The sequence below is a fragment of the Paenibacillus sp. GQ49 genome, assembly GCF_059759055.1.
Genome location: NZ_JCAXEL010000002.1, coordinates 486,532 through 506,940, shown reverse-complemented (window position 1 = coordinate 506,940; position 20,409 = coordinate 486,532). Strand labels below are relative to the sequence as shown.

19 protein-coding genes are annotated in these 20,409 nt (G+C 44.9%); 16 read left to right on the top strand and 3 right to left on the bottom strand.

Features of this window, described 5'->3' with window-relative positions; translation table 11 throughout:
• Window positions 1-113: 113 nt before the first annotated feature.
• The 3 genes from AC6CIF_RS06890 (at window position 114) to AC6CIF_RS06880 (ending at window position 4,217) form a co-directional block, all read left to right on the top strand.
• Window positions 114-749: a ComEA family DNA-binding protein gene (locus AC6CIF_RS06890; RefSeq protein ID WP_498198655.1), complete on the top strand. Its 636-nt coding sequence runs from the start codon at window positions 114-116 to the stop codon at window positions 747-749.
• 39 nt (window positions 750-788) lie between these two features.
• Window positions 789-1,307 carry a deoxycytidylate deaminase gene (locus AC6CIF_RS06885; RefSeq protein ID WP_017687196.1) on the top strand — a complete coding sequence of 173 codons (519 nt, stop codon included), beginning with the start codon at window positions 789-791 and terminating at the stop codon, window positions 1,305-1,307.
• Window positions 1,308-1,409: 102 nt separating this feature from the next.
• On the top strand, window positions 1,410-4,217 hold the full coding sequence (locus tag AC6CIF_RS06880) for a ComEC/Rec2 family competence protein (RefSeq protein WP_498198653.1): 2,808 nt from the start codon (window positions 1,410-1,412) through the stop codon (window positions 4,215-4,217).
• Window positions 4,218-4,232: 15 nt separating this feature from the next.
• On the opposite strand, the gene AC6CIF_RS06875 is transcribed toward AC6CIF_RS06880, so the two are convergent.
• Entirely contained in the window at window positions 4,233-4,685 is a 453-nt protein-coding gene (locus AC6CIF_RS06875) for a hypothetical protein (protein WP_498198651.1), read from the bottom strand.
• 625 nt (window positions 4,686-5,310) lie between these two features.
• Here AC6CIF_RS06875 and sigV point away from each other — a divergent pair.
• The 5 genes from sigV to AC6CIF_RS06850 all read left to right on the top strand — a co-directional run bounded on the left by sigV (window position 5,311) and on the right by AC6CIF_RS06850 (window position 9,596).
• A complete protein-coding gene (gene sigV, locus AC6CIF_RS06870) occupies window positions 5,311-5,823 on the top strand; it encodes an RNA polymerase sigma factor SigV (RefSeq protein ID WP_498198649.1) in 513 nt (170 codons plus the stop codon).
• Window positions 5,820-6,710 carry an anti-sigma-V factor RsiV gene (gene rsiV, locus AC6CIF_RS06865; RefSeq protein WP_498198647.1) on the top strand — a complete coding sequence of 297 codons (891 nt, stop codon included), beginning with the start codon at window positions 5,820-5,822 and terminating at the stop codon, window positions 6,708-6,710. The genes sigV and rsiV overlap by 4 nt, the downstream gene beginning before the upstream one ends.
• A gap of 171 nt (window positions 6,711-6,881) precedes the next feature.
• Window positions 6,882-7,658: a DUF3298 and DUF4163 domain-containing protein gene (locus tag AC6CIF_RS06860; protein WP_498198646.1), complete on the top strand. Its 777-nt coding sequence runs from the start codon at window positions 6,882-6,884 to the stop codon at window positions 7,656-7,658.
• Between the two features lie 299 nt (window positions 7,659-7,957).
• On the top strand, window positions 7,958-8,104 hold the full coding sequence (locus tag AC6CIF_RS06855; RefSeq protein ID WP_498198644.1) for a hypothetical protein: 147 nt from the start codon (window positions 7,958-7,960) through the stop codon (window positions 8,102-8,104).
• A gap of 52 nt (window positions 8,105-8,156) precedes the next feature.
• Window positions 8,157-9,596: a polysaccharide deacetylase family protein gene (locus AC6CIF_RS06850; protein WP_498198642.1), complete on the top strand. Its 1,440-nt coding sequence runs from the start codon at window positions 8,157-8,159 to the stop codon at window positions 9,594-9,596.
• 246 nt (window positions 9,597-9,842) lie between these two features.
• Here AC6CIF_RS06850 and AC6CIF_RS06845 read toward each other — a convergent pair whose 3' ends face one another.
• Window positions 9,843-10,145 (bottom strand): hypothetical protein, encoded by a 303-nt coding sequence (locus AC6CIF_RS06845; RefSeq protein WP_145323317.1) that lies wholly within the window; start codon window positions 10,143-10,145, stop codon window positions 9,843-9,845.
• Between the two features lie 350 nt (window positions 10,146-10,495).
• Here AC6CIF_RS06845 and AC6CIF_RS06840 point away from each other — a divergent pair, with 350 nt between their 5' ends.
• The 3 genes from AC6CIF_RS06840 to holA all read left to right on the top strand — a co-directional run bounded on the left by AC6CIF_RS06840 (window position 10,496) and on the right by holA (window position 13,598).
• Window positions 10,496-11,044 (top strand): RNA polymerase sigma factor, encoded by a 549-nt coding sequence (locus AC6CIF_RS06840; protein WP_017687205.1) that lies wholly within the window; start codon window positions 10,496-10,498, stop codon window positions 11,042-11,044.
• A complete protein-coding gene (locus tag AC6CIF_RS06835; RefSeq protein ID WP_498198639.1) occupies window positions 11,041-12,324 on the top strand; it encodes an anti-sigma factor family protein in 1,284 nt (427 codons plus the stop codon). Before AC6CIF_RS06840 ends, AC6CIF_RS06835 begins: the two co-directional genes overlap by 4 nt.
• A 257-nt stretch (window positions 12,325-12,581) precedes the next feature.
• Complete coding sequence (holA, locus tag AC6CIF_RS06830; RefSeq protein WP_036668560.1) at window positions 12,582-13,598, top strand: DNA polymerase III subunit delta; 1,017 nt, start codon at window positions 12,582-12,584, stop codon at window positions 13,596-13,598.
• Window positions 13,599-13,787: 189 nt separating this feature from the next.
• Here the strand turns inward: holA and rpsT are convergent, their stop codons facing one another.
• Window positions 13,788-14,060 carry a 30S ribosomal protein S20 gene (gene rpsT, locus AC6CIF_RS06825; RefSeq protein WP_024628504.1) on the bottom strand — a complete coding sequence of 91 codons (273 nt, stop codon included), beginning with the start codon at window positions 14,058-14,060 and terminating at the stop codon, window positions 13,788-13,790.
• Window positions 14,061-14,235: 175 nt separating this feature from the next.
• On the opposite strand from rpsT, the gene gpr reads away from it, so the two are divergent.
• From gpr to hemW, 5 genes are all read left to right on the top strand, one after another.
• On the top strand, window positions 14,236-15,237 hold the full coding sequence (gene gpr, locus AC6CIF_RS06820) for a GPR endopeptidase (RefSeq protein ID WP_036615103.1): 1,002 nt from the start codon (window positions 14,236-14,238) through the stop codon (window positions 15,235-15,237).
• 145 nt (window positions 15,238-15,382) lie between these two features.
• A complete protein-coding gene (locus AC6CIF_RS06815; protein WP_047843799.1) occupies window positions 15,383-16,678 on the top strand; it encodes a stage II sporulation protein P in 1,296 nt (431 codons plus the stop codon).
• Between the two features lie 53 nt (window positions 16,679-16,731).
• Window positions 16,732-17,091 carry a hypothetical protein gene (locus AC6CIF_RS06810; protein WP_047843798.1) on the top strand — a complete coding sequence of 120 codons (360 nt, stop codon included), beginning with the start codon at window positions 16,732-16,734 and terminating at the stop codon, window positions 17,089-17,091.
• 145 nt (window positions 17,092-17,236) lie between these two features.
• Window positions 17,237-19,051 carry a translation elongation factor 4 gene (lepA, locus tag AC6CIF_RS06805; RefSeq protein WP_076211672.1) on the top strand — a complete coding sequence of 605 codons (1,815 nt, stop codon included), beginning with the start codon at window positions 17,237-17,239 and terminating at the stop codon, window positions 19,049-19,051.
• A 98-nt stretch (window positions 19,052-19,149) separates the two neighbouring features.
• The gene (gene hemW, locus AC6CIF_RS06800) at window positions 19,150-20,334 is read left to right on the top strand and encodes a radical SAM family heme chaperone HemW (protein WP_036668565.1); all 1,185 of its coding nucleotides are present in this window, start codon (window positions 19,150-19,152) and stop codon (window positions 20,332-20,334) included.
• The last annotated feature ends 75 nt before the right edge of the window (window positions 20,335-20,409 follow it).

The following is a 20,409-nucleotide window of genomic DNA, read 5'->3' as shown; positions in this document are numbered from 1 at the left end:
TTTCACATGACATGAAAAATGCACAACTTGTTTCATCAGGAAAGTTCAACGGTTCGGAAGCACCGCCCGTGTTCGAAATGAATAATTTTGAATTCAGGGAGAGGTGTGGAAGAATGAGATGGAATAAAGGAATGACCATTGCTGCTGCGGTGGTTGGAAGTGTACTTATATTATGGTCGGGCAAAAGTGAACAACCACCTAGTGGCTGGGAACCCTTGCAGCTCGGCACCGAGAAGCCGACGATAGAGCAGGAACTCCCTGCTGTACAGTCGGCTACTTCGGTTCAGGGCAATACAGGAGTATCTTCGGGAGCGGATGCAAGTGGGATGCAGACTGGGAATGAGGCTAAGGCAGAAGAGTCTAAAGAGCTTGTGAGCGTTAGGGTTGAAGGTGATTTGGGAGTTCAAACTCCAAATCAGACGAATGATAATCCACCGGACACCTCAAATTCGATTGAACCAGTTACGCAGGGTACGAATTCGAATCCTTCGGTTACCTCCGAGACGGCATCAAGCAGTAATCCACCTGTAGTTCGTGAGGAATCTGGCGACAATGGCAAGATTGATGTGAATACCGCTCCTGTCTCCAAGCTTATCGAGCTTCCCGGAATTGGGGAGAAGAAAGCTCAAGCTATTGTGGACTATCGGAATGCACATGGTCCTTTTGCAAAAGTCAGTGATCTGACAAAGGTTAAAGGAATCGGGATGAAGATGCTGGAGAAGATGGCGCCGTATGTGCAGATCCGGTAAAATTAAAATATAAATTGTATCAAGCGGGAGGAAAGCAGCATGAGTACAGAGGTACGCAAGGACTGGGATACGTATTTTATGGACATCGCGTATATGGTTTCCACCCGTTCCCGCTGTTCGCGTCGTCATGTGGGTGCCGTTCTTGTTCAGGGAAAGAAACTGCTGGGAACAGCCTATAATGGTGCACCCACCGGCGTCCCGGATTGTTCTGAAGCAGGTTGCATGATATCGGAAGAGTATGAGTTGGTCGTGACCGATGGGCAAGAAGAAATGGTGAAAAAGCAACGATGCATTCGCACAATTCATGCGGAGCAAAATTTACTTTTATTCACAGATCGAATCGACCGCGAAGGCTCGTCCGTGTACGTGACCGACGAACCGTGCTGGACATGTGCCAATATGCTGGCGAATAGCGGGATTACAGAAATCGTGTTTCATCGTTCTTATCCTAAAGATACCGGCAAGGTTACCAATATGATGGAACAGAAGGGCATAACGTTCCGCAGGCTGGAGAATTACCAGCCCCCGCGGGAAACGATGATGACCGTGAGCAATTAATGTGAATATGGTCGAATATGTGAGGGAGAACCTCCGGCAAGCCTGAATTGGCTTTCCGGGGGTTTTTCTGCGTTCAACGGGTGAAATGAGGGAGGGCTAGAAATGAAAGGCAGACCGTTATTAAGTTTTACGATTTGTTGGTTGTGCGGGAGCGGGATAGCATGCGCGTTGACAGGCTGGACGTTAATCTGGGGGTTAATTGGAGCTCTGGCATGTCTGCCACTTTTACTTCATTTTATTAATGTGCGTGGATGGTCTGTTTTATTTTTACTCGCTGCCTTTATTGGAGGCGCTGCACATTGGGAATGGAATGATGCAGGCAATCATAGCAGTCTGCCGGAGACCATGCATATCGCTGCTCATGAGTTGGACGGATGGTCAGCTGAAATTCAGGGTGAGCTTGTGTCAGATGTACGTATTGATGGAGATCGGGCTGACTTTAAGATGCAGATGTCTTCAATATTGCCAACATCGGATTCGTCAGTAGATGCAGATCTTGCATCATCTTCTGCATTCAACATAAATGAACAATTGATCGTACAAGTCAGACTGTTGGAGGAAGAAGAACAACAGGTAGCAGCGGGCTGGAAGAGGGGCGATTTGATTACGCTTAATGGTTCTTTTGCCCTTCCTGGCGAAGCAAGGAACTTTGGCGGGTTTGATTATCGCAGTTATTTGCGTACCCTGCATATCCACTGGTTGTTCAAAGTGAAGGGAGCCAGTTCGGTAACAGCAGTTGCTCCTGAGGGACTTGGACAATATAACGTACTACGGTGGACGGATTGGACTAGGCATAAGTTGGGCTCGGCGGTTGAGCAGTTATTTCCAGAGCCTCATGCAGGATATATGAAGGGTCTTATTATCGGGATGGCTACTGATATCGATCCCGGTACCTATGGTCAGTTTTCACAACTGGGTCTAACGCATATCCTGGCAATCTCCGGAACCCATGTCGCTGTATATGTTGCTTCGTTGCTTCTCATTCTATCTTGGCTAAGGCTTACCAGAGAGACGGCACTCACGATTGTTCTGATCCTGGTGCCAGCTTATGTACTGTTATCCGGTGGTTCACCTTCAGTGATTCGGGCAGGGATGATGTCCATGATTGGGTTGTATATGGCACGTCGAGGTCTCGCCAGAGACGGCCTTCAGATGATTAGTGCAGCAGCGTTGCTGATGATGTGGTGGGACCCGTACTTTTTGCTGAACGTGAGCTTCCAGTTATCCTTTCTCGTGACCGCAGGTTTGATGATCTATATGCCATTAATTAACCGACTGTTTAGCGGTTGGCCTAAATCTCTGGCAGCGACAGCATCCGTTACCGTGACCGCTCAGTTGATTTCGTTCCCAGTAACCATTCTGTATTTCAACCAGTTCTCATTACTCTCATTTGTGGCCAACTTTCTGCTGGTTTCTTTGATTAGCGCCATTGTATTACCTTTGGGGACGGTCGCCATGTTATTGTCATCCATATGGGTTCCCTTGGCAAAACCCCTCGCATGGATTGCGATGCAACTGAATCAACTGACATTTGTAAGCGTGGAGTGGATGAACAGCCTGCCAGGTTTTGTGTTGATCTGGGCAACACCGCCCTTGTTATGGATTGCCGCATATTATGCCGTGTTGTATGCCTTACTCTGCCTGTTGCATCGTGGTAATGGTGGACAGCAAGAAACAGCGTTTGTTGAGGAGGATACGGCACCTCTTGTGAGGCGACAACCTGGTAAGAACCGTGTAGATGGAAAAGAAACTTCATTAACGACATTAGGAGCCAGTATTGCCTGGCCGGAGTATACAAGTGCATTTACCGCACGAGGTGCAGGTTATTATTCAAATGTACGAATGAGTAAAGCTCAGCAATGGTTGTGTGGGTTGCTCGCGCTCAGCTTTATTGCTGGATTATGGTGGGCATATCAGACTCCCAAGCCTGCTGGAACCGGAATCGTGCAGTTTTTGGATATTGGGCAAGGGGACAGCACATTGATTACAACCCCGGAAGGCAAACACATTCTGGTGGATGGCGGGGGAACGGTTAGTTTTGGGAACACCGAACAATCGTGGAAAACAAGGCGTGATCCGTATGAGGTGGGAGCCAAGGTGGTTGTTCCTTTATTGAAAAAGAGAGGTATCCATCAACTGGATGCTGTCATTGTCACACATGCTGATCAGGATCATGCCGGAGGACTACAGGCTGTGCTGGAACAGATTCCGGTTAAACGTTTCATGTTTAATGGAACGACCAGCGGTAAGGATAACTTTGATAAGTTGCTGGACACAGCCATGGAACGGAAAATTCCTTTGTACGCCATTCAGCAAGGCATGTCCTATAAGGCTGACAAGCAGACGAGTTTACATTTTATAGCTCCGGATCTGGCACATATCAATGTAAATGCTTCAGGCAATTTGCCTGTGTCTGAACATCAGAATCATGATTCCGTTGTCTTTTTGCTAGACATGGCTGGGACTTCCATGTTGTTCACCGGGGATATGGATGCTGCGGCCGAGCAGGACCTGCTCTATATGATTCAAGATGGCTCATTGGCTGCTCAGTTTGAACAGAAAGGTTCAGATATTGGAGTTACAGAGGGAGTTGTACAAAGGGTACTTATACGACCGTTGCAGGTTAGTTCAAATGATGTTTCAGCATCTGTATCCATTGACGTGTTGAAGGTCGCTCATCATGGAAGTAAAACGTCGTCCACCGAAGCCTGGCTCCAATACTGGAACGCCAAAACCGCTGTGATATCTGCAGGAGTTAATAATACATATGGGCATCCCAATCCGGGAGTAATGGAACGTCTGGAGGCTACCGGGTCAGATATTTATCGAACAGATCAGATGGGCGAGGTTCAGATGAGGGTGAAAGATGGGAAGATTGATATCCGGTACAAGTTGTTTGGAGTTGAGTGAAGGCAGGCAATCTATTTATCGGTGTGAAGATGAGTGAAGAAAACTCCGATTTAATACCAACTGGAAGGTTAAAAAGACAAGAGAACATACAACAATGTGGATAGTCTGAGCGGAAAAAGTATTGAAGTTAACTGTAAATATCGAGTAGATGATCCCACCTATGAAGCCTAATAGACCATATGCGGCAATAGCAACGAGCAATCTCATATACGTATTATCTTTTTTTCTGTATAAAAGTAATCCATCTACCAATATAGAAAGTGGCGTAATTAAGAAAAGTAAAATAGCGAGGTTAATCAATAATCCAACCGCAAATTTATACCCGAATGAATAATAGTAAGTATTCTCTAATCTTTCATCTATAGGGACATAGTGATATATCCCCATTGCAAGTGAAATGAGAACTGCAGTTAATACAGCTGCAACTATTTTTCCGCGCGGCCTATTGATTCTATGGGTGTTTGTCATTTAAATATTGACCTCCATCTTAAATAACTATATTCAACAAGAGATAGGCTAAGGCGTTACTATATTTTAACATACAGAGGTTGAAGAAAAGTGGGAATTAGAGAAAGAAAGTACTTAGTTGACCTATAAAAGAAAGAAGTCGTTTCGCTGCGAACGACTTTTTTCTTAATTTCATGGTGGTGACATATATTTTTTTGGTAGTGGCCTGGTAGGAAATGAGGGAGGGGAGCGTGGTTCCACCGGCACAGATCAGAAGGAGACGGATTAAAAATATGAAATATCGTTACTATAGAAAGCCTACAACGACAAAGGCGCTACAGACTACCAAACGACTTTCGGTTCCGAGTGATACATTGTTTTTCGGAAAGAAACCTTCAAAAGTTTCAAATGAATTCGGTCATCGGTAGTAGACTGGTATTTGGCAAGTGAAGGAAGGGAAGATTATTTTTAAAAGGACGGGGTGCCTTTAATAAAGGCGCCGAGGTTTACGCTGACCTGCTTGTGAGGGCCTTGAACGATTTGCAGAAGTAAAAAAAAATTTTGGATGCGAAAACTTTTTGGGAACCCGTATACGTCTTACTTCTTGTTACGACAAAAGATTTATATAGAAAAGGAATAATCGGCCATGTTCAATAGGAAAACTGAAAAAATTCTTACACACTGTATTACCGAGCATAAAGAGAATGTATACCGACTTGCTTATAGCTATGTCAAAAATAAGGATGATGCCCTGGATATCGTACAAGACTCCATATACAAAGCGATGACGCATCTCGAACTTTTGAAGAACCCAGATGCGGTCAAAAGCTGGTTTTACCGGATTGTGGTGAATACCGCCCTGGATTTTCTGCGCAGAAACAAAAAGGTTCAGGCGATGGATCATGAAATGATCGAAACCTACAGCCTCGGGGCAGAAGATACGTATACGGACATTGATTTGAAGCGAACGCTCGAATCCTTGCCGGATAAATACAAGAGCGTCATTATACTGAGATATTTTGAAGACATGAAGATCGAAGAAGTTGCGGCTGTGCTGGATGAGAATGTGAATACGATTAAAACAAGGCTGTATCAGGCGCATCAGCTATTGCGAATCAAAATGAATGATGAAACAACCAAAGGAGATCGAGTAAGATGAACAATAACATGGAACAGCTGCGAAAAGAATATCAAGAAATACCCATTCCAGATGAATTGGATAGCATTGTAAACCAATCGATTCATAAATTCTCTAAGGAGGGAAGGAGGGGCCGCGGCTCAAAGTACAGATGGTTAGCCGTTTCTAGTGCGGCTGCGTTCATATTCCTTGTTGCGATCAATGTCAGTCCTCCTGTAGCGAAAGCCTTGTCATCCGTACCGGGTGTGGACCGGATTATCCAGGTGCTCACGTTCAAGGAATACGTGGTTGACGAGTCTAATTACAATGCGAGTATCAAAGTGCCTTCCATTACCGATATGGAGAATGAGCAGTTGCAAAGCGGGTTGAACGAGAAATATATGAAGGAAAACAAGGCGCTTTACGATAAGTTCCAGGCGGAAATCAGCGAATTGAAGAAGCAAGGCGGAGGCCATCTGGGACTTGATGTCGGATATGAAGTAAAGACGGACAACGACGAGATTTTATCTATACAAAGATACGTGGTCAATACCGCCGCTTCATCCTCGGAGGAGCTTCAGTTTGATACGATCGATAAGAAAAACCAAATCCTCATAACTCTGCCAATGCTGTTCAAGGACGATCGTTATGTACGGCTCATCAGCGACAACGTTAAAGAGCAGATGCAGGTGCAAATGAAAGCGGACCCTAATAAGATTTACTGGGCTCCGGGAGCTACCGACGTGCCGATCACCAGTGAGTTCCAGAGCATCGCGAAGGATCAAGGCTTCTATATCAACAACGACGGCAAGCTGGTGATTGCTTTCAACAAATATGACGTCGCGCCAGGCTATATGGGTTCTGTGGAATTCGTCATTCCCACGGATGTGTTGAAAGACGTTCTGATTAACAACAAATACATTAAGTAATGGAAGAGACCGGTGATCGGGAAACCCGCGCCGGTTTTTTTTGTTAGTACTTTGGTCGAAGAGACATTGTTCTGTTTTTGATTTTCCTAAAACTTTCTGTACCATCTCATGCGTCTAGCCAATGAGTGTGCAAGATTAGACACTCATACAAAGAGATGGAGGATGAAAGCTATGAAAAAGAAAACGATAAAATTCATGAAGATGGGGGCCATGGGCTGTGTAGCCATGCTCGGCGTTGGCGCAGCGAGCTTATCTGCAAATGCGCTGGCCTCGGCACCTGTTTCAGCGAACGTAACTGTCAGCTCTAAGGTACATGAAACCGTACCTATGGCTACAGGAGTAAAAATCGTGGAGAAGGTACTGAGCACAACAAGCAAGAACCTTATTGTGAACATCAAGGTACCGCAGCTGGACGGCATGCTGGACACCAGATACCAGAATGAACTGAATGACATCCTTTTATCCCATGCGCAAAAGGATCTTGCTCAGTGGGAGAAGGATGCCGCAGAAACGGCCAAAAAGGCAAAAGTAAATCACCAGAAGTTCCACCCCTATGAATTTTACGTCAGCTATAAGCTAAAGTCGGACGGAACTGGAAACCCGGCAGGGGTAGTTTCGCTTGAAGTAATCACGGAAGGTTACGGGGGCGGAACAAGCATGCCCCGGATCGATACCTACAACTTGAAAAATGCCTCTGCGGCTCAGCGCGTGACACTGGAGGATCTTCTCGGTTCTAACTACAAAGAAAAGCTTGATGCAGATATTCTTGCGCAAATGAGAAAGGATCCCGATCAATACTTCCTGGAAGAATTCAAAGGGACGTTCACGGAACAGTCGTTTTATATTGAAAAAGGCGAACTGGTTATCGTCTTCCCAAAATACAGTATCGCGCCGGGATATGTGGGTTCACCGGAGTTCCGTTTCAATTTGAAGAATGCCAGCCTCTGAGGCAAAGCCGAATGACATGAAGCCAGAAGTCGCAGTAAAGTTGGATCTGAAAAAGGTCCGACATTCTAAATGCAAGTACAACATTAATTCAAGTCTTATGCTGGAAACATGACGATTATTCTGAATATGGCATCCCGTAGCCACTCTTTTTACGGGATGTTTTTTTAGTTCTAAAGGTAGAAGTTTCATGAAATTGTTTTGTTCTCTTCATTGATTACATTAATTGGAGAAAACTTTTTTCACAACCTCGGCGTCCTGCCTATGAGCGACAAATCAAAAAGGATAGGGACGAAAGCAAAATGCATGACAACACGAATCATTTCGGAAGTTTAATCCGGAACTTTGCACCGGTACGAGGCGACGGTAAACGTTATATGCCAGGACTTGATGGCTTAAGGGCATTATCCGTCATGGCTGTCATGGCCTACCATCGCCGGAAGAAATGATAGACAATGACTTGCAGTTTTATGACTAGAATAAAGATAAGGATGATATGAAATGAACAAAAGGAAGAAAACACGATGGCCCATTTGGCTGATTGGATTTATTGTATTAGCTGGCGGGATTCTAGGAATCAATCTAATGGTGCAAAATGTTCTAGCTGCAAACAACAGCGCTACAGAGAACGTTGAATTGTCGCCCAGTGCATACCCAGGCTTAAATATCGAAACAAGGACGAAGAATACGAAGCATTATGTATTGTCGATTAGCAACGTCCTAACAAATAGCAAGGAGATTAATACTCCTATTCAGACGTGGGTCAATGATCAGGAAAAGAAATTCTTAACCCAGGTTGAGAAAGATGCAAAAACGCTTCAAGGCGATCATCGTTCTGAATTGAATATTACAGTAGATACGAATAAAATTAATGACCATTTATATAGTTTAGTGTTCAATTCCTATCAAATCACCACAGGCGGTGCTAATGGACAATCGATAATAAAATCTTTTAATATCGACATAGCTGAAAATAAAATTTTAAATTTATCCGATATCATGACTTATGACAAAGCAGCAGTTGACCATATTATGTCAATCGTGAAGGAAGAATTGAAGAAACAGAAAAACGTCCACTCTTATGTATTCGAAGCAGAACTTCAAAAATCCATAAAAAATCCATCTGAATGGAAATGGTCCTTAGGTAACGGAGTCTTTACTTTATACTTTAATAAATACGAGATCGCTGCTGGTGCAGCCGGGACGATCCAAGTGAACATTCCACTGAAATCCTTGCATTCCTACTTGAAAAAGGACCTCACCGAAAAATGGAATATCACTTATGGAAATAACGATAAGCCAAAAGGGAAGGGGCCAATTCAGCCTCGGCTTGATCCTAAAGGGAAATATGTGGCTCTTACCTTTGATGACGGGCCTCACCCAAAGGTGACACCTAGAGTTCTAAAGACTTTGAAGGAGTACAACGCGAAGGCTACTTTCTTCATGCTGGGCGTACAAGTAGAGTATTATCCTGGTATGGCTAAAAAAGTTGCTGAGGCCGGCCACGAGATCGGCAATCACTCCAAGAGTCATCCGAATCTTGCGAATATGAGCCTGAGTGAGGTGCGCAAACAAATCATAGAATCATCGCACCGAATCAAAGATGCGACTGGAGAAAAACCAACCCTATTCCGTCCGCCTTATGGTGCTATGAATGAATCAGTCAAAAAAGTCACCAAAGAACAGAAAACACCCATTATTTTATGGTCTGTGGATTCGCTGGATTGGAAAAGCCGGAACGCCCAAGCTGTAAATAAAGAGGTTGCTAAAAACATCAGATCAGGTTCGATTGTACTTATGCATGATATTCACGCTTCTACAGCTGATGCGCTGCCACAAATGCTTAAATCACTAAAAAAGCAAGGCTACCAATTCGTAACGGTTTCTCAGTTGTTGTCCTTGAATAAATCCACAGGAAATGGCCCTTATTATAATCAATAAGTTCATCACACAAAAAGAGGTACAAACCTTCGTTTTTCTAAGGTTTGTGCCTTTTCTATAAGAATGGATTTGCACTATCCTATATAAACCGACCTTCATTTATTTGGATTTAAAAATCATTCCTTGCTGTTTCATTTGATTGCAGGTTACAGCACAGCACAAAAAAAGCCCGCTTTCCGTTACACTCCACGAGGGAGAATATCGGAAAACGGGCCATTTTTTAAAAATGTAGAAGAAATATAAGAACTACTCTACGCCATCCTTAAAGTGTTTGTTCCAGTGTTTGTCGCCTTTGTGCAACAGATCTTCTACCGTTTTCTCAAGAGTCATCAACAGCTGTGCTCTGACATCAAGTACGGTTTCTCTGTACAAGCGTTCTTCCGTTCCAACGATTTTATCGCCGTATAATGCCTGTGCAGCTACGTACTTCCGATGTTCTTCGACCAGAGTATCAATGGACTCCAATGCATGTTCTACAAAATGGGAAATACTTTGGTATTCTTTGGGCATTTGTTCTTTTAAAGCTTGAATTTTCGCAAGAGCTGGCATGCTCATCACCTCGTGTTTATGAATGTAAATTTACAATACACTATTTTCATGAAAATTGCATTAAAATCAGCTTAAATTTGGACAAATTTCGACTTTTTTATTTTAGAACCCAAAAAAGTACTTATCTATAATGTATGCCATTGCATTTGAATTGAGTCGTGTAAGTAATGGAATCCCTTTTGGATACGTTTGGTGACTCGTTATGCAATTTCTGTTATTCTAAGAGAAGATTTCAGCGGCCCTAATACATACGCCGTTATTTTGTTATGGCAAATTTAAAAAATACTTAACTTTGCAACAATTTTATTGATGATCACGTCTGTAAGGTTGCAGGGAGAGGGGGATCCTTTGTGGTAGAGCCGGAACTCATCAGAGCCGCTCAATCGGGCGATCGCGACGCTCTAATTACCCTATTGCGGGAGATTGAACAACATGTCTATCGGACCGCATATTACATTCTAAATAATGAACAGGACGCTTTGGATGCTGCTCAGGAAGCGTTGATCCGAATTTACACCAAAATCAATTCATACGAAGAAAAGGCCCAATTCAAAACATGGGTACAACGCATCGTCACAAACATCTGTATTGATAAATTCAGAAGAACCAAACCGTCCGTCTCCATTGACGAACATGACATGGTTTTTCAGGATAATCAGGATGTGGAGTACGAGGTCATGTCTACATATGTGGCCCAGGACATTCAGGATGCGATCAACAAGCTTCCCGAGCATCATCGTACCGTTATTGTTCTAAGATATTTGCAGGACTTATCCTACAATGAAATTGCGGATTGTCTCGATCTTCCGTTGAATACGGTGAAATCTTATTTATTTAGAGCCAGACAGCAGTTACAGAATCTACTACAGGAATATCAGAAAGGTGGTGTGACAGGATGAAATGCGAAGAGGTGGTGGAATGGATGCACCGCTATCTGGATCATGATCTGGGCGAGGCGGAAACCGCGCAGATGCTACAGCATGTGGCAAAGTGTCCGGAGTGCGCCGAGAATTTTAGTTTACTCAGAGCTCTTTCCAGAGAACTGGAAGAATTACCGCAAGTAAGCCCGAAATTTAGTCTGGTTGATGCGATTATGCCACAGCTTGATGCTATTGACGAAGCGCGGAAGGAACAAAGTAGCACCATACAGGAAATGAATCCTGTCCCCGCTGCATTTGAGAATTTACAACGTTCAAGTGAGCGGAAAACGAAGCAAAAATGGCTTAACTCGATGGCAGGACGTATGTCCATGGGTGCAGCGGCTGCGGCAGTTATATTGGGATTCGCCATCTGGGGAAATCCGCCTGAACAGATTGAGAATGCCGATTCCATGCTGATGAGCTCTGGAGCTTCTCAAGAGAGCGGCAATTTGGATGAGAATTCATTAAGCAAGAATATTGAAAATTATGATCCTGCCACTTCGTCCCAACCAAGCAGCAACGATGTGTTTGTAGGTCAATCGAATGATTCACCAACTAAACCAGATAACCAAGACGTAGAAACAATGCCTGAAGAGAACGGTGGAGATGAGGTACAGGAGCCTGAAGTTCAGTCAGATCCGACACCTAAACAACCGGCTACTGAATCAACGCCTGCTCCGAATAAAGGACCGCAGGATAATTCGTCCAGAACTCCTTCGACCGATAATCAGAAGAATCCGGCTCAGAACCAAGATTCTGAGCAGAGAATTCAGGAATCAGGAGATTCTCCTAAATCTTCTGCAGATGGGGAAGAGAATGGAGTAACAGAAACAGAAAATGGAGATGCCCAATCCTTCACTTCTCAGGATACAACACCTAATATGACTGAAGATGTTCCGGTTGAAGGTAACACTGTACCTGATTCCAGTGCAGGTGCAGACGCTTCTGGAGGGAACAACGGATTCGCAGCAGGACCGGATCAGGGAATGACTACAACAGCAGCACCAAAAGAATGGAAGTCACCTGACGGTTCCTATGTAGTTATGCTTATTGGTGATCAAATCAGCATATACTCCAAACCTGTGAGCGAACCGGATGTTCTAAATTTGGTTGAACAACGTAGCATAGAGGGGACACTGAAGTCAGCGAGTTGGTCAAAGGATGGTACCCTTTTTAATTACGAAACGGACAAGGACGGAACAACGGCGAAGAATTCGTTTAATGTACCTGCTGTTTCAGGTGGAGCTCCTGCGAAATAATTAAAAATGGGGGAGTGCGCTCCTCTAAACGAAAGAACATTTTCAGTATGACAAGCATATAGTGGAAGTAACAAAACGTCCTATCTCAGTTCAAACAACTGACGTCGTATGACCGCGCACCGGCTTTTTCTAGAACTGCTGGTGTCTGCGTTTATATAGATGTAGGACAGGGGACCTTCATCCGCAACTGGATGTAAGGTCCCTTTGTTGTCTTACGCTTTTTCTGGTAGGATAAGAGGGATAAGGAGGCGCCGTGAATGGATGTAAAAAGTGCAACAAAGGCAATACGTAATGGAGAAACGGCACCGATCTATGTGCTGTACGGAACGGAGAAGTACCAGATACAGCAATTTACCGACATGTTAAAAGAACAGGTTATTGAAGAAGAACATCGTGATTTTGCGATTATTCCATATGATTTGTCTGAAACGGCTGTGGAGGTTGTTATTGAAGAAGCGGAGACTGTACCTTTTCTGGTTCCGCGTAAATTAATTATTGTAAGGGACGCGAGCCTGTTCACCGCAGGTAAAGAATCCAAGATTGAACATCAGGTTGATCGTCTGCTTACATATATGGAGAATCCGGCAGATTACAGTACGATTGTTTTCCTGGCCCAAGGGGATAAGCTGGATGAGCGTAAGAAACTGGTGAAAGCTGTCAAGAAACAGGCAGTAGTTCTTGCTTTTGCTCCACTCAGTGGAGAAGAGTTATTGAATTGGATAGTGAAACTTGCGAAGCAGCGGGATGTTTCCTTGGAGACGGGAGCGGCGGAAACGTTGATCAGCTATGCAGGAACAGGTCTTCAGACCCTGTCTGCTGAAGTAGACAAGTTATGTTTGTTTGCGGGTAATGGGGGGACAATCAAGCGTGCTGATATCGAGTCACTGGTTGCCCGTAGTACAGAGCAGAATGTATTCTCGCTGGTGGAAGAACTTGCTAATTTGCGACTGGAGAAAGCATTGGCTCTTTTCTATGAGTTGCTGAAGCAGCGGGAAGAACCAATTAAAATTGCCGCTTTAATCGCACGCCAGTTTCGCATCATGATCCAGGTGAAAGAGTTGGGGCAACAAAGTTACTCCCAGCAGCAGATTGCCAGTCAGCTTGGTTTGCATCCGTATGCTGTTAAGATTGCGGGTGAGCAGGCCCGTAAATTTCAGCCGGAACGTCTGAGAATGATTCTGAGTCACCTCAGCGAACTGGATTACCAGATGAAAACAGGAGCTGTGGATAAAGTGCTTGGTCTGGAGCTGTTCTTATTAAGACTTGGTGCATGAATGGACACGTAAACGTAATAGATTACTAGTGTGAACAATAAACAAAGCGACCTTTGCTCCATGATCGTTAAATCATCGGAATAAAGGTCGCTTTTGTTTGTGTCTTATACTTATCGAATCAGATACTAAAAAATCCTGAAAGCCTATGCTGTTCAGGATTTTTCCATTGGATCGTATAAGTAACGCTTCTTACGCTTGTGCGGAAAGAGCGTTCAGTTTTTTCGCCAAGCGAGACTTTTTGCGTGCTGCAGCATTTTTATGAACCAGACCTTTAGTTACAGCCTTGTCCAGCTTTTTGGAAGCAGCTTGAATCGCAGCTTTTGCAGTATCAACTTCGTTACTTACCAGAGCAGCATCAGCAGCTTTAACAGCTGTACGGAGTGCAGACTTCTGGGAAGCGTTGAGTGCGCGGCGCTTGTCGCTCGTTTTTACGCGTTTAACAGCGGATTTGATGTTTGGCATTACATTCACCTCCTGTAAGGCATTTGCATGAATACAAACGTTTCACAACTTAAAATATTCTATCACGCTAGCATGTAAAATGCAACAGATATTCCTACGATGTTCGACATGCTGTATAAAGAAACCCTTTTTCCCACACAATATGCTCAAATGCGGTAAGGGAGGCAGGGACAGAATGACACTGGATTTGCAAAACTATACAGTTCGTACCGATTTGGCGATCGATTCCAAGGAAATGGCGCAAGGTGGACAGAAACAGACGATTCCCGGACTACAGGAAGATGTAGAGAAAAAAGAGGGCATTACGATTACACGTATTGATGTCCTGACTGAAGAAGCAGCTACGGCTATTGGTCGAGTAAAAGGCCACTATGTCACCTTGGAAGTACCTTCACTACGGAATGGTGATACCGAGTTACAGGAGCGAGTTGCTGCCGAGTTCACACGTGAAATGGAAGATTTTATGGTTAAGGCCGGAATCAACAAAACATCCAAGGTTTTAATTGTTGGCTTGGGCAACTTAAATGTCACCCCGGATTCACTCGGTCCACTTGTTGTGGAAAATCTGATGGTGACGCGTCAGTATTTCGAATTGGTACCAGATCAGGTTGCGCCAGGGTATCGGGAAGTCAGCGCGATTGCTCCCGGCGTGCTCGGTACAACGGGTATTGAATCCAGTGACATCGTACAGGGGATTGTAGACCGGACCAAGCCGGATGCCATTATTGCGATTGATGCGCTGGCCTCCCGTTCCTTGGAACGTGTAAATACAACAATTCAGGTAGCGGACATTGGTATTCATCCGGGTTCCGGTATTGGAAACAAACGGCGTGGCCTGACCCGTGAGATATTAGGTGTGCCTTGCATCGCCATCGGAGTACCAACCGTATGTTATGCGTCCACCATCGTGAACAATGTGATTGAGATGATGCGTTCACACTTCCGCCAGGAAACGGATCAGACCAAACAGATCATGGGTATGCTGGACGACATCGGTGAGCAGGATCGCTTGAGTCTGGTGAAAGAGGTACTGGAACCACTGGGGCATGACCTCATTGTTACCCCAAAGGAAATCGATGAGTTTATTGAGGGAATTGCCAATGTTATCGCTACAGGACTTAACGCCGCACTCCATGATGCCGTGAATCCGGATAACGTAGCGGCCTATACACATTAAAACTTAAAACTGCTGAGAAGAAGGTCCGAATCTATCGGACTTTCTTTTTTTGTTTCTGGAATCTTTCATTTTCCTGTTCTATCAATTTGGGCGGGCTCATAGAGTTGAAGTATAAGAGTTGTCCAGCAGGGAAGGAGACAGCAGAATGAACAAGATATTGGCCTGGAATATTGGGAAGTGGAAAAAAAGATGTCTGCACGTGCTGGCCATGGGCCGTACGTTGTTGTTGCTTATGATCATATCTGCCTTGTTTTTTGTCGTACTGGGTCTGGGGGGGATGGCAGAGAAACGCTTGAATAATTCACCCGTTTCTTCCATGAAAGGATTTGCGAGTGCCGTATCAAGCCGCTTTTTCGTCGATATGCTCGGTATGGAGATGCCCCATCTTACCCAGAAGGAACAGACGTCTGCTATATCCGGTGAAAACCTCACCTCATTTGTTTTCCAATTACTAACGAATGTAAATCCTCAAGATCCGAAGAGCCTGATTGCGAGAGAAATGCCGGGCATGGGTTCCAACCAACCTGTTCTGCTCCGTCCTGGATCTGGTAACGAAAAAGCCGAGGCTCCCGAAGATTATCAGCCCGGTCCCGGTCTTACGGACACAGCTTCCGCAGGTGGAGGAAAACCCGGTAGTGAGCTGCATGTTCCACCAGGTCAGGACAATACGGATCCACCTGAGTCGAGTGAGCCTGGAGATGGAGAAGGTAAAGAAGATCCCCCAGCAAAGAATGGTGAGAAAGACAATTCAGGCTCACCGACAACAGGCAAAAAGTCAATTCTTATCTATCATTCCCATCCACGGGAAGGCTACAATCCACTGCTAGGTACGAAAAGTGATAATCCATCATCAGGCAAATCAACAGGAAATGTGTTTCAAGTGGGAACCTACCTCTCAGATAGTCTGGAGAAGCTGGGAATCGGCGTAGAACACGCCAAGGATGATTACCCCACTAAAGTAAAGGACTACAACTGGAACTATTCTTATAAATACTCCCGTCAAACGGTAAAAGCGGCACTCTCCCAAAATGATGATCTGACGTATCTCATAGACATTCATCGCGATTCACAACGTCATGGCAAAACAACAACCACTATTAATGACTTGGGCTACGCCAAAGTGTATTTCATTATTGGACATGAAAATCCAAATTGGCGGCAGAATGAAGCCTTTGCAGCGAAAATTCATAAGAAACTGGAAGCCAAGTATCCTGGGGTATCCCGTGGTGTGTGGGGCAAGGACGGCGGAGGAGCCAACAACGGAGAGTATAACCAAACCCTTTCACCCAACAGCATTTTGATTGAGATTGGCGGCATCGACAACACAGGAGCTGAGCTCCAACGGACATCGAAGATTCTAGCAGACATGATTGCCCAAGTGTATTGGGAAGATCAGAAGGTGGACAAAGCCAGTGCCAAAACCTCGTCGCAGGGTGGATAGGAACCATATATGTAAAAAGGAAAAATAGTAGAGAGTGACAGGAGGCAATCCACATGTCCAGATTCGGTAAAAGAATGTTATCCATCGCTGTATTAATGTTGCTGGGTGTGCTGTTTGGAATGCAGCTGGCGGGCAGCAACTTTCATATGGGCAATCCGTCAGGAGGCACGTCAACCGCTGTGACAACAGAGCCAACTTCACAGGTTACCGAATCTGTCCCGACTGCACCTGTCCAAAAGGAAATCAAAGAACCACCATTTGTACCTGTTCAGTCACCAAGCCAAGTGCTTGGGGCAGATCAAAATAAGGCTCCGGTTGATGTGTTGGCAGACAAAACGGCTGGATTATTGCAAAATCTCTCACACAGTGGAATCAAGTGGGTGGTCTCTCTTTTTAGCGGCGTCGCTGAATAAAATACCATAATGTTAAGGTACAATATAACCTCCGGGAGTGCATGATGACACTTTATTATAAAGTTGAGACATCACGGGATTGATGCACTGTGCTTCAACTGTTATAATGAAGTGATTGACACTAGGCTGTTTCTGGGGGTAAGGAATGACTGACATTCGGGCAAGACAACGTAAAATTCGTAACTTTTCTATTATTGCACATATAGATCACGGCAAATCAACACTTGCGGACCGGATCTTGGAGCACACAGGTGCGCTCACTTCACGTGAAATGCAGGAACAAGTTCTGGATAAGATGGACCTTGAACGTGAACGTGGAATAACAATCAAGCTACAAGCAGTAGCCTTGACTTACAAAGCGGATGATGGAGAAGAGTATTTATTGAATCTGATTGATACACCGGGACACGTAGACTTCACGTATGAAGTATCACGCAGTCTTGCTGCATGTGAAGGTGCTCTGCTGGTTGTGGATGCGGCTCAGGGAATTGAAGCCCAAACACTTGCCAACGTGTATCTGGCATTGGATAACAACCTTGAGATTTTACCGGTTATCAACAAAATTGACCTTCCGAGCGCTGATCCTGAACGGGTGAAGCAGGAAGTGGAAGATGTTATTGGTTTGGACACAAGTAATGCGGTTTTGGCTTCGGCCAAATCAGGAATCGGAATCAAAGAAATTTTGGAGCAAGTGGTGAAAAGTGTTCCGGCACCAACTGGTGATCCTGATCAGCCTTTGAAAGCGCTGATTTTTGACTCGCACTATGACCCGTACAAAGGTGTAATCGTATATGTACGTGTTGTTGACGGCAAAATCAAATCCGGTTCCAAAATCAAAATGATGGCAACAGGGAAATCATTTGAAGTCATTGAAGTTGGAGCGTTCAAACCTCGTATGACCATCGTGGACGAGCTGAACGTCGGGGATGTAGGATTTATCGTTGCAGGTATCCGGCATGTTGGCGATACACAAGTCGGGGATACGGTAACGGATGCCAAAAATCCAACACCTGAACCTTTGCCGGGTTATCGTAAAATTAACCCAATGGTGTATTGTGGTCTCTATCCGATCGAAACATCGGACTATGTTGATCTGCGTGAAGCGTTGGAGAAATTGCAGTTGAACGATGCGTCTCTGAGCTTTGAACCGGAAACATCCAGTGCACTCGGTTTTGGATTCCGTTGCGGATTCCTTGGACTGCTTCACATGGACGTTATTCAGGAGCGGATCGAGCGGGAGTTTAACATTCCGTTGATCACAACGGCACCAAGTGTAATCTACCACGTCACCTTAACCAATGGTGAAGTGATGAAAATCGACAACCCATCCAACTATCCTGAGGTGGGCCGGATTGATTACGTCGAGGAACCATACGTCAAGGCAGATATTATCGTACCGAATGATTATGTAGGTACCATTATGGAGCTGTGTCAGAATAAACGCGGTGAATATGTGAATATGGAATATCTGGACACAACCCGGGTTACCATTACCTATGAGATTCCGCTGTCCGAGATTGTATATGACTTCTTCGACCAGTTGAAATCCGGTACCAAAGGATATGCATCCCTGGATTATGAGCTGTCCGGTTACCGTCAGTCCAATCTGGCGAAAATGGATATTGTACTTAATGGCGAACAGGTGGATGCTCTGTCCTTCATCGTTCACCGTGACCGTGCCTATAATCGCGGACGCATTGTCTGTGAGAAACTGCGCGAGCTGATTCCACGGCAAATGTTCGAGGTGCCAATTCAGGCATCTGTAGGTACCAAGGTCGTTGCTCGTGAGACAGTAAAAGCCATGCGTAAAAACGTACTTGCCAAGTGTTATGGTGGTGACATCTCGCGGAAACGGAAACTGCTTGAGAAGCAGAAAGAAGGTAAGAAGCGGATGAAACAGGTTGGTAACGTTGAGGTGCCACAAGAGGCATTCATGGCAGTACTGAAAATTGATGACTAGGACGTTTGCTTGCAAACAGGGTTACAACAAATATTAAATAACTAAGCTGAAAGGGAAGCCGGATGGCTTTCCTTTTTTCAAATAGAGGGGGACTTGCCATGACATTGGCAGCACACAGCCGGAAGACAGGTGCGCCCCAAGCGGTGTATCTTCACATTCCCTTTTGTACGAATAAATGTTTTTATTGCGACTTTAACTCCTACGTTCTGAAAGATCAGCCCGTGATGCAGTATCTCGAGGCGCTGGAACGGGAGATGGAACATACAGTTAAGGCCAATCCACCGGGTGAGATCAAGACCATATTTGTAGGTGGGGGCACGCCAACGGCTCTGAAACCGGATGAGATGGCGGTATTTCTTCGTTCCGTGAAGACGTATTTCCCGAATTGGGCGGACGATATTGAATTTTCGATGGAAGCCAACCCGGGAACAACGGATGCGGAGAAACTTGCTGCGATGAAAGAAGGCGGCGTCAACCGTGTCAGCTTTGGCGTGCAGGCGTTTCAGAATGATCTGCTGACAGGTATTGGCCGTATTCATAATACGGATGATGTATATCGCAGTTTGGAGAATGCTCGTAAAGCAGGCTTGAATAACCTGTCCATTGACCTGATGTTTGGGTTGCCAAACCAGACCGTAGAAATGTTGAATGAGAGTATCGACAAAGCGCTCGAACTGGATCTGCCGCATTACTCCATCTACAGCCTGAAAGTGGAAGAAAATACACTTTTCCATACACTGTATCAGAAGAACCAGTTACCACTTCCTCATGAAGATGATGAGCTGGAAATGTATCTTCTATTAATGAGACGAATGAAAGAAGCAGGCTATGGGCAATACGAGATCAGTAACTTTGCCAAGCCGGGCTTTGAGAGTCGTCACAATATTACCTACTGGCGTAATGAGGACTACTACGGTCTTGGTGCAGGTGCACATGGGTATGTGGGCCGTGAACGGCATATGAATATTAAAGGTATAAATCCTTATGTCGAAGCTTCACGAGCAGGGCTGCCTCGTCTGGATCATTTTGAGATTGCTCGCCCGGAGGCCATGGAAGATTATCTGATGGTTGGGCTGAGAATGTTGGAGGGGGCTTCGGCCTCACGCTTTAGCGAACAGTTCGGAGAGTCCATGGAAGAAGTGTTTGCGAAGCCTTTGGGCAAAATGTTGAACGCAGGGTTGCTTGAGCGGACGGCAGACGGCTTCCGACTGAGCGAGCAGGGTATCCTGTTCGGAAATGACGTTTTTGCGGAGTTTATCGGGTCCATATCGCTGAATTCATAGCTTGAAATTCTATACGCTCTGTTGTATATTTATTCATATTGATTTTACAGAGCGTGTTAATTTTAACAACTACGA

Excerpts from the sequence above, each read along its gene's own strand:
- rsiV (WP_498198647.1), top strand. The coding sequence starts at position 5,820 with ATGAACAATAACATGGAACAGCTGCGAAAAGAATATCAAGAAATACCC.
- AC6CIF_RS06835 (WP_498198639.1), top strand. The coding sequence starts at position 11,041 with ATGAAATGCGAAGAGGTGGTGGAATGGATGCACCGCTATCTGGATCAT.
- rpsT (WP_024628504.1), bottom strand. The coding sequence starts at position 14,060 with ATGCCAAACATCAAATCCGCTGTTAAACGCGTAAAAACGAGCGACAAG.
- AC6CIF_RS06885 (WP_017687196.1), top strand. The coding sequence starts at position 789 with ATGAGTACAGAGGTACGCAAGGACTGGGATACGTATTTTATGGACATC.
- hemW (WP_036668565.1), top strand. The coding sequence starts at position 19,150 with ATGACATTGGCAGCACACAGCCGGAAGACAGGTGCGCCCCAAGCGGTG.
- sigV (WP_498198649.1), top strand. The coding sequence starts at position 5,311 with ATGTTCAATAGGAAAACTGAAAAAATTCTTACACACTGTATTACCGAG.
- AC6CIF_RS06890 (WP_498198655.1), top strand. The coding sequence starts at position 114 with ATGAGATGGAATAAAGGAATGACCATTGCTGCTGCGGTGGTTGGAAGT.
- AC6CIF_RS06860 (WP_498198646.1), top strand. The coding sequence starts at position 6,882 with ATGAAAAAGAAAACGATAAAATTCATGAAGATGGGGGCCATGGGCTGT.
- AC6CIF_RS06880 (WP_498198653.1), top strand. The coding sequence starts at position 1,410 with ATGAAAGGCAGACCGTTATTAAGTTTTACGATTTGTTGGTTGTGCGGG.
- holA (WP_036668560.1), top strand. The coding sequence starts at position 12,582 with ATGGATGTAAAAAGTGCAACAAAGGCAATACGTAATGGAGAAACGGCA.
- AC6CIF_RS06850 (WP_498198642.1), top strand. The coding sequence starts at position 8,157 with ATGAACAAAAGGAAGAAAACACGATGGCCCATTTGGCTGATTGGATTT.
- AC6CIF_RS06810 (WP_047843798.1), top strand. The coding sequence starts at position 16,732 with ATGTCCAGATTCGGTAAAAGAATGTTATCCATCGCTGTATTAATGTTG.
- AC6CIF_RS06875 (WP_498198651.1), bottom strand. The coding sequence starts at position 4,685 with ATGACAAACACCCATAGAATCAATAGGCCGCGCGGAAAAATAGTTGCA.
- gpr (WP_036615103.1), top strand. The coding sequence starts at position 14,236 with ATGACACTGGATTTGCAAAACTATACAGTTCGTACCGATTTGGCGATC.
- AC6CIF_RS06855 (WP_498198644.1), top strand. The coding sequence starts at position 7,958 with ATGCATGACAACACGAATCATTTCGGAAGTTTAATCCGGAACTTTGCA.
- lepA (WP_076211672.1), top strand. The coding sequence starts at position 17,237 with ATGACTGACATTCGGGCAAGACAACGTAAAATTCGTAACTTTTCTATT.
- AC6CIF_RS06845 (WP_145323317.1), bottom strand. The coding sequence starts at position 10,145 with ATGCCAGCTCTTGCGAAAATTCAAGCTTTAAAAGAACAAATGCCCAAA.
- AC6CIF_RS06815 (WP_047843799.1), top strand. The coding sequence starts at position 15,383 with ATGAACAAGATATTGGCCTGGAATATTGGGAAGTGGAAAAAAAGATGT.